Here is a 17,779-nt window from a genome sequence, read left to right on the forward strand (position 1 = left end):
TAATGACGGAGGGAATATTCATGCCCACTTATGACGATCCTTACTTGAAAGTTTTTACGCTAAACTCAAATCCGGCACTAGCCCATGAAATTACGAATCAAATTGGCATGGAGATGGGGAAAAGTTCAGTAAAACGGTTTAGCGATGGAGAAATCCAAGTGAACATTGAGGAGAGCATTAGAGGATGTGATGTCTTTTTAGTACAGTCCACCTCTGAACCTGCGAATGAGCACTTAATGGAACTTCTGATTATGATTGATGCTGTAAAGCGAGCTTCAGCGAAAAATATAAACGTAGTCCTCCCTTACTATGGCTATGCCCGTCAGGACAGAAAAGCTCGCTCTCGGGAGCCGATCACCTCAAAGCTAGTAGCAAATTTGCTTGAAACAGCCGGAGCAACACGGGTGATCACTACTGATCTTCATGCTTCTCAAATTCAAGGTTTCTTTGATATACCGGTCGATCAGCTTCTGGGTGAGCCTATTCTTTCCAAGCACTTCTTAGACAAAGAGATGGAAGATGTCGTCGTTGTATCACCTGACCACGGAGGTGTCATACGAGCGAGAAAAATGGCAGACCGGTTGAAAGCACCGATTGCTATTATTGATAAGCGTCGTCCGAAACCTAATGTATCTGAAGTCATGAACATCATCGGGGACGTAGAAGATAAGACTGCGATCATCGTAGACGATATTATTGATACAGCCGGGACGATGACATTAGCAGCAGATGCTTTGCTGGAGAAAGGTGCAAAAGAAGTCTATGCTTGCTGTACGCATCCCGTCTTATCTGGCCCGGCTATTGAGCGTATTGAGAACTCCAATATTAAAGAATTAGCTGTAACGAATACCATTGTTCTACCTGAGGAAAAACAAATCGACAAAATTAAACAGCTTTCTTTGGCTCCATTAATTGCAGAAGCGATTATTAGAGTTCATGAACAGACGTCTGTAAGTACGTTATTCGAGTAACTCTAAGTGAGAAGAAGGGATGGTTTCTTGATATCGAACGGATCCTCATGATATATTGATTTAAATAAAAATGTTAACATTCCGTTGTAAGTGGGTAAAGCTAATAAAGACACTCAAATTGATAACGAGGTGAATCAATGATGTCTACTGTATTAGATGCAAATACTCGCGAGAATTTACAAAGATCCGAAACAAGAAGTTTACGATTGCAAGGTTATGTCCCTGCTGTCCTTTATGGGAAAGAGACAAAAAGCACGCCAGTAGCCGTGCCGAGCATTGAATTTATTAAAACTTTGCGTGAAGTAGGACGCAACGGAATCATCGAATTGGAAGTATCAGGCAAGAAACATAAAGTGATTGTCCATGATATGCAAGTGGATCCAATTAAGGATCATCTCGTCCATATCGATTTTTTTGAAGTAGACTTAAAATCGGAAATGGAAGCAGAAGTAGCTGTCAATCTAGTAGGAGAATCACCTGGCGAGAAGGACGGAGGAGTATTATCACCACTGTTGTATAATGTGACAGTAAGTGCTCTGCCAGCTGATATACCTGAAGAAATTACCGTAGATATATCGGACCTTCAAATCGGGGACTCCATTCAAGTAGCAGATCTTTCTTCTGGAGAAGGATATAAGATAACGAACGAGCCGGAGGAAACAGTAGTAACAATCCTGCCTCCTGACCAAGAGGTTGTGGAAGACGATACAGAAACGGAAGAACCAGAACTCGTGGAAACAGACGATAGCGGTCAGGAATCGAATGAGTCAGGCTCTGAAGAAGAGGATGCTTCAAAAGAAGAATAAGTAAACGAGGAAGGTATAGCCGTCCACGCGGTTATGCCTTTTTATCACTAAGAATCGTATTAATAATTTTCAAACAATTAGTTGGCGTTTCAGGAAGGCAGTGAATGACGTGAAGGTAATCGCAGGCCTTGGCAACCCTGGGAAGAAATATGAGAAAACCCGTCATAATGTAGGGTTTGAAGCAGTGGATCAATTAGCTTCCCATCTGCAAGCATCATGGAAACAGAATAATAACAGTATGATTATAGAAACACGAATTAACAATGAGAAACTGATTTTAATAAAGCCTCTTACCTATATGAACCTATCTGGTGAAGCGATCCGTCCTCTTTTATCTTATTACAACGTGGATGCAGAGGATCTGCTTGTCATGTATGATGACTTAGATCTAGAGCCAGGACGTCTCCGTCTCCGTCTTAAAGGCGGACACGGTGGACATAATGGGATTCGGTCGATCATTGATCAGATTGGGACAAAGGAATTCAAACGTATCCGTATTGGAGTGGGACGGCCTTCAGAGGGTAAATCCGTGGTAACTCATGTATTAGGGACGTTTCCTCCGAAAGAGAGATCGTTGGTGGAAAAAGCTATTGATTTGGCAGCAGAGGCAGCTGGAGAATGGCTTTACAAACCTTTCGATGAAGTAATGAATCAATTTAATTAGCATCTGTCTCCATGAAGAGGCATAGTATATAGTGCTTCATTCTCGCTCATACTAAGCTTGAATAGTATTCAGAGTGAAAAGGAGCGGAACTATGGCTATTCAATACTATTGCCGGCACTGTGGAAATTCTATCGGAACGTTAGAAAATGAGGAGCTTCTCGTATCCCCTCAATTAGGCTTGGATCAACTTTCCGATGAAGAGCAGCAGCAAATTATTCATTATGGCTCTGATGGACATGTTCATGTTAGAGTAACATGTGAACATTGTGAAGAAGCTCTTGAAAATAATCCTGAGTGGTATACACTTGAACGTTGGATACACTAAGCAATTTATCTTATTATTACTTATTCAGAGAACAGGACTGGCTCCGAATAGGAGAGGCAGCCTGTTTTCTGCTGGTATATAATCGAACATATGTTTAAGACATACGATCGATTTGTGGTGAAAGGGGAAAAGCAAATCATGAAAGGATTACAATCCATCCTGGCCGATAACGATCATGTTCAAGCCGTTTTAGAGGGAATTGAACATGGAATGAAGGAACAACTAGTCGCCGGGTTAAGCGGATCGGCCCGCTCTTTTTTTATATCATTGGCTCAATCAAGAATACACAAACCAACTCTTGTGATTACTCACACTCTCTATCAGGCTCAGAAACTGTATGAAGATTTATTGGAATTGGTAGGAACAAATGTCTACTTATACCCTGTGAATGAGTTGATTGCTTCTGAAATAGCAATCGCCAGTCCAGAGATGAGAGCGCAGCGGATTGAAGTGATGAATCAATTAACATCTGGTCAGTTTGAGGGAATAGTCATTGCTCCGGCAGCTGGTATAAAAAGACTTCTTCCGCCTCCCGCATTATGGAAAGATGGGCAAATCACGTTGGAGAGAGAAAAAGAACTAGATTTAGAGGCTTTTGTTACCCAGCTGATTTCTCTTGGCTACCAACGAACAGATATGGTATCTGCGCCAGGTGAATTTAGCATCAGAGGGGGCATTATTGACATTTATTCTCTAACAGAAGAGAACCCCGTCCGTATTGATTTGTTTGATACAGAGATTGATTCGCTTCGTTATTTTCAAGCGGAAGATCAGCGCTCGCTAGAAGAAATTCATTCTTTAACCATTGGTCCGGCACAAGAAGTCATACTAGCGAAGGAACATTTTGAGAAGGCAGCGGAGGAACTTGAACAAGCACTGGGACAAACGTTAAAAACTGTAAATCAAAACGCTGTAAAAGAAAAGCTGCAGGAGCACCTCTCCTATGACATGGAACAGTTAAACGAACAATCCCGCTTTCAAGGTATTTATAAATACATGCGTTATTTTTATGACCAGCCTGCCACATTGTTATCTTATTTTTCTGAGGAAACCGTTCTCTATTTTGATGAAGTCAGCAGAGTACATGAAATGCTTGAGCGATTAGATAAAGAAGAAGCAGAATGGCTGACAGCGACGGTGGAACAGGGAGAGATACCGAATAATGTCACGTTATCTGTGTCTTCTGATGACCTCCTCGAAGGGATAGACAATCCCCGTGTTTATTTTTCTTTGTTTTTACGAAATATCTCATCGATCGAACCGCAAAATGTAGCTAACATTCAATGCAGAGCCATGCAGCAGTTTCACGGACAAATGCCTGTCCTTCAAAAGGAAATGGATCGGTGGAAACAAGGGAACTATACCGTTGTATTCGTAGCTGGCAGTGAAGAAAGAGTCACAAAGCTTCAAAGCGTACTCAATGATTATGATATAGAAGCAGACATCGCTGACATGTCAGGACCTTTCTCTGTTGATCGGGCAACAATTGTACAGGGACAGTTAAACAGCGGTTTTGAAATGCCAATGGAAAAAATTGCTGTTATTACGGAACAGGAGGCATTTTCGAAAAAAACACAGCGACCGAGAAGAAGACAAAAGATTTCTAATGCAGAACGCATAAAAAGCTATTCAGAACTTTCTGTCGGTGATTTGGTAGTCCATGTCAACCACGGGATCGGCAAATACTTAGGACTAGAGACCCTGGAAGTGAATGGGATTCATAAAGATTACTTGAACATTTCTTATGCCGGCAATGATAAGCTTTACGTGCCAGTGGAACAAATTGATCAAGTTCAGAAGTATGCAACGTCTGAAGATAAGGAACCGAAAATTTCCAAACTTGGCGGAAGCGAATGGAAAAAAGTAAAACGTAAAGTAGAATCTTCGGTTCAAGACATTGCCGACGATTTAATCAAATTGTACGCCGAGCGTGAAGCATCTGTAGGTTATGCTTTTTCTAATCACGAGACAGAAGAAAATGCGTTTGCCTCTTCTTTTCCATATCAAGAAACGGAAGATCAGTTAAGAGCGATACAGGAAATCAAGGAAGACATGGAGAAGGAACGCCCAATGGACCGATTATTATGCGGAGATGTTGGCTACGGCAAAACAGAAGTTGCTATTCGAGCTATCTTTAAAGCTATTCTGGATGGAAAACAAGTAGCGATGCTTGTACCTACGACGATTCTTGCACAGCAGCACTTTGACACTATTTCAGAAAGGTTTGCTGATTATCCGATAAACATAGGTCTTCTTAGTCGTTTTCGGTCACGCAAACAACAGGCGGAGACTCTTAACAGTTTAAAGACAGGCGGTATCGACATTGTTATTGGGACACACCGTGTTCTTTCAAAAGATGTGAAGTTTAAAGATTTAGGGCTTTTAATTGTGGATGAGGAACAACGGTTCGGTGTAACCCATAAAGAAAAGATTAAACAAATGAAAGCCAATGTCGATGTATTGACGTTAACAGCTACTCCTATTCCGCGAACGCTTCATATGTCTATGCTCGGGGTACGGGATTTGTCTGTGATTGAAACGCCTCCTGAGAATAGATTTCCTGTGCAAACATACGTCCTTGAGTATAATGCCGCGCTTATAAAGGAAGCGGTAGAGCGAGAAATTGCAAGGGGCGGTCAAGTATATTTTCTGTACAATCATGTCGATGATATAAGCCGTATGGCAGATCAAGTTGCAGCACTGGTGCCAGATGCCAGCGTAACCTACGCGCACGGGCAAATGAATGAGCAAGAACTGGAATCAGTTATGTTCGATTTCTTAGAGGGGAACAAAGATGTCCTTGTGACAACGACTATTATTGAAACGGGTGTTGATATCCCGAACGTAAATACGTTAATCATTTATGATGCTGATAAAATGGGTCTTTCCCAGTTGTACCAGTTAAGAGGCCGAGTAGGACGGTCCAACCGGATAGCATACGCTTATTTTACTTATCAAAGAGACAAGGTCCTCACGGAAGTGGCAGAAAAACGACTTCAAGCCATTAAAGAATTTACCGAACTTGGATCCGGATTCAAAATTGCGATGAGGGACTTGTCGATACGAGGGGCCGGGAATTTGTTGGGAGCCCAACAGCATGGCTTTATAGACTCCGTAGGATTTGATTTGTACTCCCAAATGCTGAGGGACGCGATTCAGGAGAAAAAAGGAGAAAAACCAAAACGAAAAGAGCCTGAGTTTGAACTAGACGTGAATGTCGATGCTTATATTCCCGTTGAATATATAGAGGATTCGAAACAGAAAATTGAAATGTATAAGCGGTTTAAAGGATTAGAGACATTAGACGATTTACAGGATTTACAGGATGAGATGATCGACCGGTTTGGGGAGTATCCGAGAGAAACGGAAGATTTGTTTACGATCGCAAGGGTCAAGATCCTGGCAAAGGACCATGGAATCGAATCGATTCTTCAAGAAAAACAAAAAACAACATTACTTTTAACCGAAGAAACTACTCAACAAATTGAAGGGGCGAAGCTGTTTAACCTAGTGAATGAAATGGGCCGAGAAGTTGGAATAGGAACGAGTGATAATAAGATTAAACTGGCTATTCATCAAAATAAAATATCGGAACGTAAATTCCTGGACATATTGAATAAGATTGTAACCAAACTCCCAGAGACAAAAAAAGAGACGGAAGAATCCGCATAGAATGCTTTTGTCTTTCTGTATCTCCAGCTTTTTCTACTTTTTATGAATATATCTCTTTTTCTGGTGGATAATAAAAGCAATACAAGAGAGAGACGGTTTTGTCTCGATCACATCTCAGGATTAACACACCGATAGAAAGGGAGGCAGTTCGTATGATGAAAGCGACAGGCATCGTGCGTCGTATTGATGACCTTGGCAGAGTAGTTATTCCCAAAGAAATCCGGCGCACGCTGCGTATCAGGGAGGGGGATCCGCTGGAGATATTCGTGGATCGAGATGGGGAAGTCATACTGAAGAAGTACTCGCCTATTTCTGAACTAGGGGACTTTGCGAAAGAATATGCAGAAGCTTTATATGATACATTACAACACCCTGTCCTTATCGCTGACCGTGACACGTATATTGCAGTGTCCGGAAGCATGAAGAAGGATTATGCAAATAAAAGCATTGGACGCATTGTGGAAGAAGCGATCACCGATAGACAGACGAAGGTAACCTCAGTAAAAGGGGACTATAATATCGTCAGTGACCATGAAGAAACGATGAGAGGATATGCGGTGGCACCTATCATTGCAAATGGTGACCCTATTGGTGCCGTGGTGATGATCGCAAAAGAAGATAAAGTGGATGAGGCTATATCAGCAAAGCTGCTCGAAACAGCCGCTGGATTTTTAGCAAGACAAATGGAACAATAATCATTCCCAACAGTCACGGAGTAGGTTGTTTACTTCCGTGGCTTTTTCTTATGGATAAATAAAAGCATTTTGTGAGTTGTCCAGCTTTCAGCGCCTAGCTGCTCTGAGGCCCACAGGACGTGACGTCTTTAGTCGAACTTCCTTCTCCAGCGCTTGTCGCATAGCGGTTCTTCTGCTAGAAACGCAAACGTCCTGTTTGCAACGCAGAAGCCAGCACGTCCTGTGCAAGTCAGGCGCCTTACGCTTTTCTTTATGTCCAGCTTCAGCGCCTAGCTGCTCGGGGTTTCATCGTCTACTCCTCCGGCCATCAGGATGGCCTTTGGCGAAGACAGATGAACCTGTCGCAGCTAACCAAGGCGCTTACGCTTTTCTTTATGATATACTGGTTCAAGTGAAAGGGAGATGGATTATGGAGGAAGTGAAGGGGCGGCGAAGCGGCTGGTGGAAAGGTGCCGTGTTTTTAACCCTAGCAGCTTTCATTGGTAAGATTTTGAGCGCTTTTTATCGTGTCCCTTACCAAAACATAACAGGAGATTTAGGTTATTACGTATACCAGCAAATTTATCCATTTTATGGGGCGGCTATGGTTGTATCTATGTATGGATTTCCTGTTCTCATATCTAAACTGGTACTAGAGAAAGAACAGAAGCAACATTCATTGGCAGCTCAAGAAATTGCTTGGTCTGCTTTTTTCATTCTTTTGATTGCACATCTTCCCATCGCTTTGGTTTTTATGGGAGGAGCAGGAATAATCGCAGGGTGGATGGGGGACAGTCAATTATTACTACCTCTGCGAATCATAGGGTGTGTCTTTTTTTTCATCCCTTTTTATTCTGCACTGCGAGGATACTTCCAAGGAACAGGCAATATGAGTCCTACGGCAGTGTCTCATGTTATAGAGCAATTCGTTCGCGTAACAGCCATTTTATTGCTAGTGTGGCTAGTTGTCCGGTCGAATCTGGGCGCATATTCGGCTGGGACAGCGGCGGCTGTTGGTTCCATTGCGGGATGTGTAGCGGGCGTCAGTGTATTACTTTTTGCTACGAAAAAGAAGAGAGCCTCGTTCCGCCAATTGAATTGGAGTAACATTATAAATGGGATAAAGACGGAAAGCGGGACATTATTGTCACAAGGATTATTCATTTGTCTTGGTTCTATGATCTTTATTCTATATCAGTTGGTTGACGCATTCTACGTGGCAAACGAGCTGGAAAACTCAGGGATGACAGCAATAGAAGCTCGAAAAATTAAAGGTCTGTTTGACAGGGGTCAACCTCTGATTCAATTCGGGACAGTCGCAGCCACTTCGATAGCGCTGACGATGGTCCCGTTAATTAGCCAAGTCAGAGATAAACGTTTGGCGTGCCAGTATGCGAACTTAGCATTTCGTGTCAGTGTATTGCTAGGAAGCGCTGCTGCGATTGGATTAGTGATCATCGCTGAGCCGGTTAATATTTTTTTGTTTGAAAATGACGAGGGTACGGGGATCCTCCGTATTCTTGCTTTTACATTAATATTTAGTGGTCCCGTATTTATCACTACTGCTGTCATGCAAGGCCATAATCATTTTAAAGTGCCAGCTATTTACTTAGGCGTCGGCTGGCTCGTTAAGCTTTTAGGAAATATAGTTCTCCTTCCTTTATTCGGGGTGAAAGGAGCGGCTGCGGCGACAGTAATGGGTATGTTTGTTACTGCAGTCTTTCATCTGTTGTTTATTTATCGAAAGGGGTGGATGACTCCTCTGTCATTGAAATGGCTGGCAAAAGCTGGGGCAGCCCTCTTTCTGATGGCGGCTCTAGCTGGATCATCCATTTCCCTTGCCGGATTTGTAAATATGACCCGAACGACCAGTGCTATCTTGTCAATTGGAATAGTAATAGGCAGTGCCTTGATTTTTACACTGGCAGTATGGCATCTTTCATTGTTCAGCGACGAAGAACGAAGGCTGCTGCCAGGAGCAAGGAAGTTGGAAGGTTTACGAAAAAGAAAGGAGAGATGACCAGGTATGAGTGAAACGAATAGAGAAATACCTTTCATCACCGTTATTGGCTTAGGTGCCGGTGACTTAGATCAAATGCCATTAGGTATTTATCGCACTCTTCAGCAAGCAAATCCTCTGTACTTACGAACCGCTTCCCATCCTGTAGTACAGGAACTGGAAAGGGAAGGCATTACATTTTCAACTTTTGATGCAATATATGAGGAAGAGGAGGATTTTTCCGCGGTATATGAGAAAATCACAAGAACATTGTTAACGGAGGCAAATCGTCTTTCCCATATTTATTATGCCGTCCCTGGGCATCCTCTCACAGCAGAGATCACCGTCCAACAGTTAATAGAATCAGAGGAAAAAGGAGATTTGCGGTTAGAGATCAAAGGAGGCCAAAGTTTTCTGGACCCCATGTTCACGGCATTGCGAATAGATCCCAATGACGGCTTTCAACTGTTGGATGCTACTTCGATGCAACCAAACGACCTTATGTTACGTCAACACGTTATAGTAAGTCAGGTGTACGATGCGATGATTGCCTCAGACGTAAAATTGACCTTAATGGAAAAATATCCGGATGATTATGAAGTAACTCTGGTCACAGCCGCTGGTACCAAGGAGGAGACATTAAAAAAAATGCCTCTCTTTGAACTGGATCGGGAAGCGTATGTAAACAACCTAACAGCTTTGTATATTCCGCCTGTTACAGAGGTTGCGTCTCTTTATCGTGAATTTGCCACATTGCGACATGTCATTGCAACTCTCCGCGGTCCGGACGGATGTCCATGGGACAAGAAACAGACACATGAATCTTTAAAAAAGTATTTGATTGAAGAAACGTATGAAGTAATAGATGCAATCGATGAAAAAGATGATGAGCATTTAATAGAAGAACTGGGGGACGTTCTGCTGCAAGTCTTACTGCATGCACAAATTGGAGAAGACGAAGGTTATTTCACGATGGAAGATGTCATTGAAACATTGACCGCAAAAATGATACGACGTCATCCTCACGTGTTCGGAGACCAAGAGGCAGATACTGCAGAAGATGTCACGAATAATTGGGAAGCCATTAAGAAAAAAGAAAAAGGTTCTCAAGGTGAATCGTTGCTACACCCCATCTCTCCTTCTTTACCTGCTTTAATTCAGGCTTACGAATTGCAGAAGACAGCGGCAAAAGTGGGGTTCGATTGGAATGACGATGCTCCTATGTGGAAAAAGTTCCACGAAGAGCTGGCAGAATGGTTGACGGAACTAAAAAATGGTGATCAGAAATCCATAAAAAAGGAATTTGGAGATCTATTATTTGTGATAGTAAACCTTGGAAGGTTTTATAAATTGCAGCCAGAGGAATGTCTCCATATGACGAATCGTAAATTCAAAGATAGATTTCGCTATATTGAAAAAGCCCTTCAAGAACGAGGGAAGATTCCTGAAGAAACGAGTCTAGCTGATATGGACCATTTTTGGGAAGAGGCAAAACAACAGGAAAGGAGAAACCAATGAGAGTAGATAAATTTTTAAAAGTGTCACGATTGATCAAGCGCAGAACATTAGCCAAGGAAGTCGCTTCTCAAGGCAGAATTACCGTAAATGGTCACCAGGCGAAAGCCGGGACAGAGGTTGCTGCAGGAGATGAGCTAACTATCCGATTTGCTACGAAACGTATTACCGTGAAGATTAACGAGATAAAAGAAACAACAAAAAAAGACGAAGCGGAGTCCATGTATACGGTCATCAAGGAAGAAAAAATAGCTGCCAATGATTAAACTATTGTAAGAGATGGAGAGGGCGTTTCTTTTCCCCCTCTGATAATAAAGTAGATTTTCTACTACTAACTTTGAATATGATCTCATATAAATGGGATACAAGCGTGAGAAGGAGTGTGGAATGATGGCTTTTGGAGAAGAGCATACCTCCCAACGTTCTCAAGTATCCCATGATGTGATTTTAAAAGGCAGAAAAAGTTTGGAGATCACGGGTGTCAAAGAAGTAGAAAGCTTTGATAATGAGGAGTTTCTATTAGAAACCGTTTTAGGGTATTTGTCTGTACGCGGCCATAACTTGCATATGAAGAATTTGGATGTAAATGAGGGCGTTGTATCGATTGAAGGGAAAGTGGATGATCTAGTGTATGTGGATCAGACAAGCAGTAAAACTAAGGGATTTATGGGGAAGCTGTTTAAGTGAGTCTCACTGTTCAATTTCAAACCATGTTTGCGATGATCGTTATGGGCACGGTGATCGGAATAAATATTGATGTGTATCACCGGCTCACCCTTACTTCGATACGTACGCTGTGGATGAGAGCAGTATGGGACATTGTCTTTTGGTTAGCACAGGCTCTTCTTGTATTTTATGTGTTGCTCCATATGAATGAGGGGGAGCTTAGAATTTATGTTTATCTCGGATTACTTTTCGGGTTTCTTCTCTACCGGAAAAGTGGGAGACGAACATTCTTAAAGATAATGGAAAGGGCTATTGCTTTTTTTCATTGGATGTGGCGGACGTTTTGTGGCGTGCTTCGTGTTTTGATTGTTCTTCCAATAAAATTCATATTGAAACAAATCACAACCTTAGGTATGATAGGAATAACCCTTATCATTTCTCTCTTAAAGCTCTTATCAAATATTCTACTTTTCCCTTTAAAGGTTACAGGACGTTTACTTTTTCCAATTTTCAAACGTTTTGTTCCGGCCATTGTCGTAACCACTATAAAAAAATACTTTTATATTTTACGCTATTGGGGTAAGAGGAAAAAGTGAATCTATATATAGACGGGGTGGTTTCTATTGTTATCTGAGAAAAAGAAAGTTACAGAAATTAATCAACCCTACGTCAAGAAGCAAGCTAGAGAACAAGAGAGGCTGCAGGCAATCGCGGAAAAACACCGACGCGGCCTCATCCGCCGTCTCACCGCTCTTGGGATTACCGGGGTCGCCATTGCTGTAGTGTTTACTGTTATTTTAGTGTCCCAATGGTCTATGCTTGAAGCAAAAAAGACAGAAAGAGCAGCCTTAGAAACACAGCTTGAAGAACTTCAGGCGGAGGAAAGTCGTTTAAAACAAGAAGTGCAAAACTACAATGATTTAGACTACATAGCTGAAATTGCACGTCGGGATTATTATTTAACAAAGCCGGGAGAAACGTTGTTTAAACTACCAGAACCAACAGATTGACACTTTTTTTACAGTTCGAGTATAATAATATTAATTTGATGACCTGTAACATTCAGCTATTGAATGTTTAGAAAACAAGGAGGATCTTTTAGTAAATGTCAATTGAAGTAGGCAGCAAGGTGCAAGGTAAGGTCACGGGCATTACTAATTTCGGAGCTTTCGTTGAGCTTCCGGATGGTAAAACAGGCCTCGTCCATATTAGTGAAGTAGCAGACAAGTATGTGGAAGATATTAATCAGTTTCTTAGCGTGGGCGATGAGGTCACCGTAAAAGTAATGAAAGTAGAGGACGATGGCAAAATCGGTCTCTCTATCCGGAAGGCTCAGGAGCGTCCGAAGGAAGAACGTCAACGTGGTGGTGACCGACGTGGCCAAGGTAAAAAGCCACGTACTCAGCAACGTCCCTTGTCTTTTGAAGAAAAAATGAACCGTTTTATGAAAGACAGCGAGGAAAGACTATCCTCCTTGCGCAAACAAACGGATTCTAAAAGAGGGGGACGCGGTTCTAGAAGATAGGCTTGCTGTCCAATGTAATAAATGCATGAAGCTGTCTGAGCAGAATAATTTGCAAAGACAGCTTTCTTATTTAAGAGTTAAAAAGGGTTGACGAGTTGTCTTCCCCAGTATATAATCATCACTGTTGCCATATATGGCGGTGTAGCTCAGCTGGCTAGAGCGTACGGTTCATACCCGTGAGGTCGGGGGTTCGATCCCCTCCGCCGCTACCATATATTAATCACTTACATACGAAATGAGACCTGGTTCGGAAACGGACCAGGTTTTTTTGGCTCTGTACTAAATGTAGGATTGATTTTCCATTCTCTATTAAGACACTTCCATTCTTTTTATGGTTAGCGTATCTTTTACAGACTGATGGCAAACTTCTTCTTTTCTAAAAATTCTTTCTCAAACGTTAGAGCATGTGCTTCATTTTTCAATAGAGTCTTCCACAATTCTTCCTTATTTCCCCCTACGTTTGCTGTTGATAAATGTATTGTTTTGCCTTTCTTCATTATCCCATTCACCATCGAGGTTATCGTAACAGGCATTGTCAGCTTTTTGGAAAACGTCGAAGAATTTTTTTTGGCACTTCGGTTATTTTGACAAACATTTAAGAATACAACCGATATACTAATCTCTAAAATGATATCACAGGTGGTGGATATGATGTTTCAAAAGGAGATGACAAGAGAGGCTCAAGAGACAGTACCAGTATGGGAAATGGTATGGGGGAAAATGAAACAAGCTGTACAGAGAAGCAAAGAACAATCATTAAAAGGATTAGAAACGGTTTTTATTAAATGGGGAGGCATTCTATTTATTATTGGTGTCCTGTTAGGACGAGCTGTTTTGTTGGCAGAACTTTTTCCATTTGCGCTGCCTTTCTTCGCGGCTGTCTATGCATGGAAAAAAGAAAAAAGTGTCATTGCTGCTGCAGGTGTAGCGGTCGGTACATTTTCGGGAGCTGTATGGCACGGTGCTTTTATAATTGCAGGCATCGCCGGTTTTTTAGTCCTGTATGAATGGCTTAAAAGATATGTAAACAAGATGAGCTGGGCCTTGCCGGCGGCAGTGTTCATCGCAACTATCACAGCGCGAGCGAGCACCGTTTGGCTCGCAGAAGGGACGATGACATCATATACCCTTATTATGGTTGGGGTAGAAGCGGGTCTTAGTTTTATCCTTACAATGATATTTTTACAAAGCATGCCATTGTTGGTCACGAAAAAGCGGAGGAAGGCATTAAAGCATGAGGAAATTATATGCTTCATCATCCTATTGGCCTCTATTATGACAGGAGCGATTGGTTGGGTCATATACGGAATGGCTGCTGAACACACCTTGGCTCGTTATCTAGTTTTGCTATTCGCCTATACGGGCGGAGCGGCATTAGGTGCCTCGGTTGGTGTTATTGCCGGACTGGTTCTCAGCTTGGCTTCGGTCGCTAATTTATACCAAATGAGTTTACTTGCTTTTGCTGGTCTGTTAGGGGGGCTGCTAAAAGAAGGTAAAAAGTGGGGAGTAAGCATTGGTCTTCTCATCGGAACTGCTCTTATTGCTCTTTATGGTGATGGTATGAGTGGAATAAATCTGACTCTTGCAGAATCGGCAGTAGCGATCGGTTTGTTTTTATTAACCCCGCGTGCGATTACGTCTTTCATAGAGAAATATATTCCCGGAACGCCGGAATATGCAAGAGAACAGCAAAAGCATGCTCAAAAAGTAAAGGAGCTGACAGCCACGAAAGTAGGTCAATTTTCTGAATTATTTCACACGTTATCCAAAAGTTTTGTAGCAAAGCCGTTATCCGGAGAGCCCGGTGGTGGGTATGTAAGTAACCAAGATGAATTGTTGAGTCAGATCACAGAAAAAACATGCCAGACGTGTTTTCGGAAGGAAACGTGCTGGGTAAAAGAATTTCGAAAAACATATGACGGAATGGATGCAATGCTTTATGAACTGGAACACGAGGGGAAAATACATTCCCGGACGAAAAATCAATGGAAAAAACATTGCCACTACCATAAAAGAATGGCGAATGTCATGGAAGAGGTAATGAAAAACGAACAAGCGCAGCGAACATTACGGGAACAAATGGACGAAAGCCGGCAATTGGTTGCAGATCAATTGAAGGGAGTATCTGTTATTATGGAAGATTTTGCACGAGAGATACAAAGAGAACAGGAGGCCCACTATTGGCAGGAGGAACAAATTTATGAAGCTCTTCATGATGCAGGGCTTGATATTGGTCATGTTGATATTTACCGGCTGGATGAAGGGAATGTAGAAATAGAGATGAGTGTACCTAAAGAGGGAGGATCCGATCACGCGGAGAAAATTATTGCTCCTATGCTGTCAGACATATTAAAAGAGCATATTATCACAGAAAAGGAAGAAGGGTATGATAATATATCGGAATATTCTAATTTTAAATTCGTCTCGGCCCGAGATTTCGTCGTCGACACCGGTTTGGCTTCTGTAGCAAAAGGGGGAGGATTCATATCGGGAGACAGTCATGCTGCTATTGACATAGGAACAGGGAAATTTGCGATTGCTATTAGCGACGGTATGGGAAGCGGGGAAAAAGCACATAGAGAAAGCAGCTCAGCACTGCAAATATTACAGACTATTTTATCATCAGGAATGGATGAATCTACAGCCATTCGTTCCGTCAACTCTATTTTAAGTCTCCGTTCTTCGGAAGAAACATTTTCCACCCTTGACTTGGCAATGGTGGATTTAAAAGACGCAAGCAGTAAATTTATTAAAATTGGGTCTGTTCCAAGTTTCATTAAACGCGGAGGGAAGATGAAGCAAATCGAGGCTAGCAATTTACCAATCGGTATGATGGAGCATGCTGAAATTGAAATGATTGAGGAACAGCTTCAAGACGGGGACATGCTGGTGATGATTAGCGATGGAATTTTAGAGATTCCGGGACCTATTGAAAATACAGAGATGTGGGTGAAACGTATGATTGCTCAAATTGATACAAACGACCCGCAGGAGCTGGCAGACTTATTATTAGAACGTGTGATGAGAATGTCTCATGGGGAGATTCATGACGACATGACAATCATGGCAGCTAAGATAAGCCGTAACATGCCGAAGTGGGCGGCCATACCTGTCAGGAAAACAGTGCCGTTAAAGAGAAAAAGAGCATGAAAAGCTGTTTTTTCTTTTGGTATAACTTTCCGAAAGTCTGTCAAAAATGGGAGTACTACAAATGATGGAGGGGGACTTGGTGTGAGTGGAGGAAAATTAAGACAGATTTTGTTACTAACGGATGGGTGTTCTAACCAGGGGGAGGACCCCGCTTCTATTGCTGCCTTTGCTTATGAAAAAGGTGTTACGGTAAACGTCATCGGGATTTTAAACGAAGGAGGAGCAGAACATAGCCATGGCTTAAGAGAAGTAGAAGAGATCGCTAAATCAGGAGGGGGGGTTAGTCAAATTGTATATGCAAGCCAATTATCTCAAACTGTTCAAATGGTAACGCGGCAGGCGATGACTCAAACGTTACATGGAGTAGTGCATAATGAACTGCGCCATATCCTGGGAGAAGAACAGGAAATGGAAGACTTGCCACCCGATAAAAGAGGAGAAGTGATGGAGGTTGTTGATGAACTTGGCGAGACAGTTCACTTAGAGGTGTTAATCCTTGTCGATACAAGTGCCAGCATGAAGCCAAAACTTCCCATGGTACAAGAAGCATTAACAGATTTATCTATTAGTTTACGGTCAAGATCAGGGAATAACCATTTTTCTTTATTTTTATTTCCCGGGAAACGAAAGGATGCTGAAAAGGCAGCTGATTGGACAACAGACATGGATAAGGTGACAAGTACTTTTTCAAGATTAACAACGGGTGGTGTTACTCCTACTGGTCCAGCTTTAAAATTAGCGTTGCGTCATTTTGACAAACGACTGGGGAAAAGGAGTTTGAGAGAACATGCAAAGGACTTCCCGCTTGAAGAACCAGGGGTTTGACTTGTCCTCGGGAGAAAAATGGATTGGAAAATGGAACGGCAACCCGTACAAAATCATAAAAAAACTCGGCGAGGGTGCCACAGGAACAGTATATTTAGTAGAAACTCGCGCCGGTAAAGCTGCTGTAAAAATAGGGGTGAATAAAGCCTCCCTAACATCGGAAATAAATGTGCTTAAACAATTTTCCAAGGTCCAAGGTAATGTTCTGGGACCTTCTTTAATAGATGTAGATGATATTCAGATACACGGGCGTGTTTTTCCTTTTTTTTGTATGGAATACTTAGAAGGAGATAACTTTCTCTCTTTCATCCAAAAAAAAGGGATGGAATGGATTCCAATATTAATGGTTCAACTGTTAGGTGATCTCGACCAACTTCACCGACAAGGATGGGTTTTTGGGGATTTAAAACCAGAAAATATAATAGTCACAGGCCCGCCTGCACGAGTGAGATGGTTTGACGTTGGAGGTACTACGAAAATAGGGAGATCGATCAAAGAATACACCGAATTTTATGACAGAGGGTATTGGGGAATGGGAGATAGACGCGCTCACCCTTCCTATGATTTATTTGCCGCTGCAATGATCATTCTCCATGGTGTGTATGATCAACGGTTTGAGAAGCCCTCCTTCACCCAGGGAGAAGGAGATGGCAAATTATTTTTAATGAATAAATTGATGGAAGCTCCTATCGATAAATCGTACAAGAGAGTCATCACACAAGCTTTAAAAGGGGAGTACAGTGGAGCTCAGTTAATGAAGAAGGATGTGATGCATGCGATTGATACACGTCCCTTTCACTTATCATACCCGAAGAAAAAAACAACAGATATGGGGCACGGAACTCACCGAAAGCGTTCTTCCCAGCAAGGTTCACACAAAGAAAAAAAACCTTCTTATAAGGTTGAATTCTTTCTCACCCTCTCTTTTCTCTTCGTATCTTCTATCTTATACTTAATGGGACAATGGATTTAGAAGAGAAAGGGGGA

At 42.1% G+C, this 17,779-nt stretch carries 17 protein-coding genes and 1 tRNA gene; 17 read left to right on the plus strand and 1 reads right to left on the minus strand.

The annotated features are described in order from the left end of the window. The first annotated feature begins 20 nt into the window (after nt 1-20). The 14 genes from BM095_RS15575 (at nt 21) to BM095_RS15640 (ending at nt 13,029) form a co-directional block, all read left to right on the plus strand. Complete coding sequence (locus BM095_RS15575; RefSeq protein WP_091664021.1) at nt 21-971, plus strand: ribose-phosphate diphosphokinase; 951 nt, start codon at nt 21-23, stop codon at nt 969-971. A 140-nt stretch (nt 972-1,111) separates the two neighbouring features. Further along, nucleotides 1,112-1,777, plus strand: a complete 666-nt coding sequence (locus BM095_RS15580) for a 50S ribosomal protein L25/general stress protein Ctc (protein ID WP_091664024.1) — start codon at nt 1,112-1,114, stop codon at nt 1,775-1,777. Nucleotides 1,778-1,886: 109 nt separating this feature from the next. Further along, nucleotides 1,887-2,441, plus strand: a complete 555-nt coding sequence (gene pth, locus BM095_RS15585; protein WP_091664026.1) for an aminoacyl-tRNA hydrolase — start codon at nt 1,887-1,889, stop codon at nt 2,439-2,441. 91 nt (nt 2,442-2,532) lie between these two features. Continuing rightward, a complete protein-coding gene (locus BM095_RS15590) occupies nt 2,533-2,766 on the plus strand; it encodes an anti-sigma-F factor Fin family protein (RefSeq protein ID WP_091664029.1) in 234 nt (77 codons plus the stop codon). A gap of 138 nt (nt 2,767-2,904) precedes the next feature. Continuing rightward, on the plus strand, nt 2,905-6,438 hold the full coding sequence (gene mfd, locus BM095_RS15595; protein WP_091664031.1) for a transcription-repair coupling factor: 3,534 nt from the start codon (nt 2,905-2,907) through the stop codon (nt 6,436-6,438). A 155-nt stretch (nt 6,439-6,593) separates the two neighbouring features. Continuing rightward, nucleotides 6,594-7,133 carry a stage V sporulation protein T gene (gene spoVT / locus BM095_RS15600; protein ID WP_091664104.1) on the plus strand — a complete coding sequence of 180 codons (540 nt, stop codon included), beginning with the start codon at nt 6,594-6,596 and terminating at the stop codon, nt 7,131-7,133. A gap of 319 nt (nt 7,134-7,452) precedes the next feature. Continuing rightward, on the plus strand, nt 7,453-9,132 hold the full coding sequence (locus tag BM095_RS15605; protein ID WP_091664034.1) for a putative polysaccharide biosynthesis protein: 1,680 nt from the start codon (nt 7,453-7,455) through the stop codon (nt 9,130-9,132). 6 nt (nt 9,133-9,138) lie between these two features. Further along, on the plus strand, nt 9,139-10,629 hold the full coding sequence (gene yabN, locus BM095_RS15610; protein WP_091664036.1) for a bifunctional methyltransferase/pyrophosphohydrolase YabN: 1,491 nt from the start codon (nt 9,139-9,141) through the stop codon (nt 10,627-10,629). After that, complete coding sequence (locus BM095_RS15615; RefSeq protein ID WP_091664039.1) at nt 10,626-10,892, plus strand: RNA-binding S4 domain-containing protein; 267 nt, start codon at nt 10,626-10,628, stop codon at nt 10,890-10,892. Before yabN ends, BM095_RS15615 begins: the two co-directional genes overlap by 4 nt. Before the next feature lie 124 nt (nt 10,893-11,016). After that, nucleotides 11,017-11,313 (plus strand): sporulation protein YabP, encoded by a 297-nt coding sequence (gene yabP, locus BM095_RS15620; RefSeq protein ID WP_091664042.1) that lies wholly within the window; start codon nt 11,017-11,019, stop codon nt 11,311-11,313. Further along, a complete protein-coding gene (gene yabQ, locus BM095_RS15625) occupies nt 11,310-11,888 on the plus strand; it encodes a spore cortex biosynthesis protein YabQ (protein WP_091664046.1) in 579 nt (192 codons plus the stop codon). Before yabP ends, yabQ begins: the two co-directional genes overlap by 4 nt. Nucleotides 11,889-11,915: 27 nt before the next feature. Beyond that, nucleotides 11,916-12,302: an FtsB family cell division protein gene (locus BM095_RS15630; protein ID WP_091664048.1), complete on the plus strand. Its 387-nt coding sequence runs from the start codon at nt 11,916-11,918 to the stop codon at nt 12,300-12,302. A 95-nt stretch (nt 12,303-12,397) separates the two neighbouring features. Continuing rightward, a complete protein-coding gene (locus tag BM095_RS15635) occupies nt 12,398-12,817 on the plus strand; it encodes a S1 domain-containing RNA-binding protein (protein ID WP_091664051.1) in 420 nt (139 codons plus the stop codon). A 135-nt stretch (nt 12,818-12,952) separates the two neighbouring features. Next, nucleotides 12,953-13,029, plus strand: a tRNA-Met gene (locus BM095_RS15640). Nucleotides 13,030-13,164: 135 nt separating this feature from the next. Here BM095_RS15640 and BM095_RS16670 read toward each other — a convergent pair. Further along, on the minus strand, nt 13,165-13,314 hold the full coding sequence (locus BM095_RS16670) for a hypothetical protein (RefSeq protein ID WP_177194847.1): 150 nt from the start codon (nt 13,312-13,314) through the stop codon (nt 13,165-13,167). A gap of 154 nt (nt 13,315-13,468) precedes the next feature. Between BM095_RS16670 and spoIIE the strand changes: the two genes are divergently transcribed. The 3 genes from spoIIE (at nt 13,469) to BM095_RS15655 (ending at nt 17,765) form a co-directional block, all read left to right on the plus strand. Then, nucleotides 13,469-15,967, plus strand: a complete 2,499-nt coding sequence (gene spoIIE, locus BM095_RS15645) for a stage II sporulation protein E (protein WP_245757935.1) — start codon at nt 13,469-13,471, stop codon at nt 15,965-15,967. A gap of 81 nt (nt 15,968-16,048) precedes the next feature. Beyond that, a complete protein-coding gene (locus BM095_RS15650; protein ID WP_091664053.1) occupies nt 16,049-16,792 on the plus strand; it encodes a VWA domain-containing protein in 744 nt (247 codons plus the stop codon). Next, a complete protein-coding gene (locus BM095_RS15655; protein WP_091664056.1) occupies nt 16,755-17,765 on the plus strand; it encodes a protein kinase domain-containing protein in 1,011 nt (336 codons plus the stop codon). Before BM095_RS15650 ends, BM095_RS15655 begins: the two co-directional genes overlap by 38 nt. Nucleotides 17,766-17,779 lie beyond the last annotated feature (14 nt).

This window comes from Alteribacillus iranensis (genome assembly GCF_900113025.1).
In the GTDB taxonomy this organism is placed as follows: Bacteria; Bacillota; Bacilli; order Bacillales; family Marinococcaceae; genus Alteribacillus_A; species Alteribacillus_A iranensis.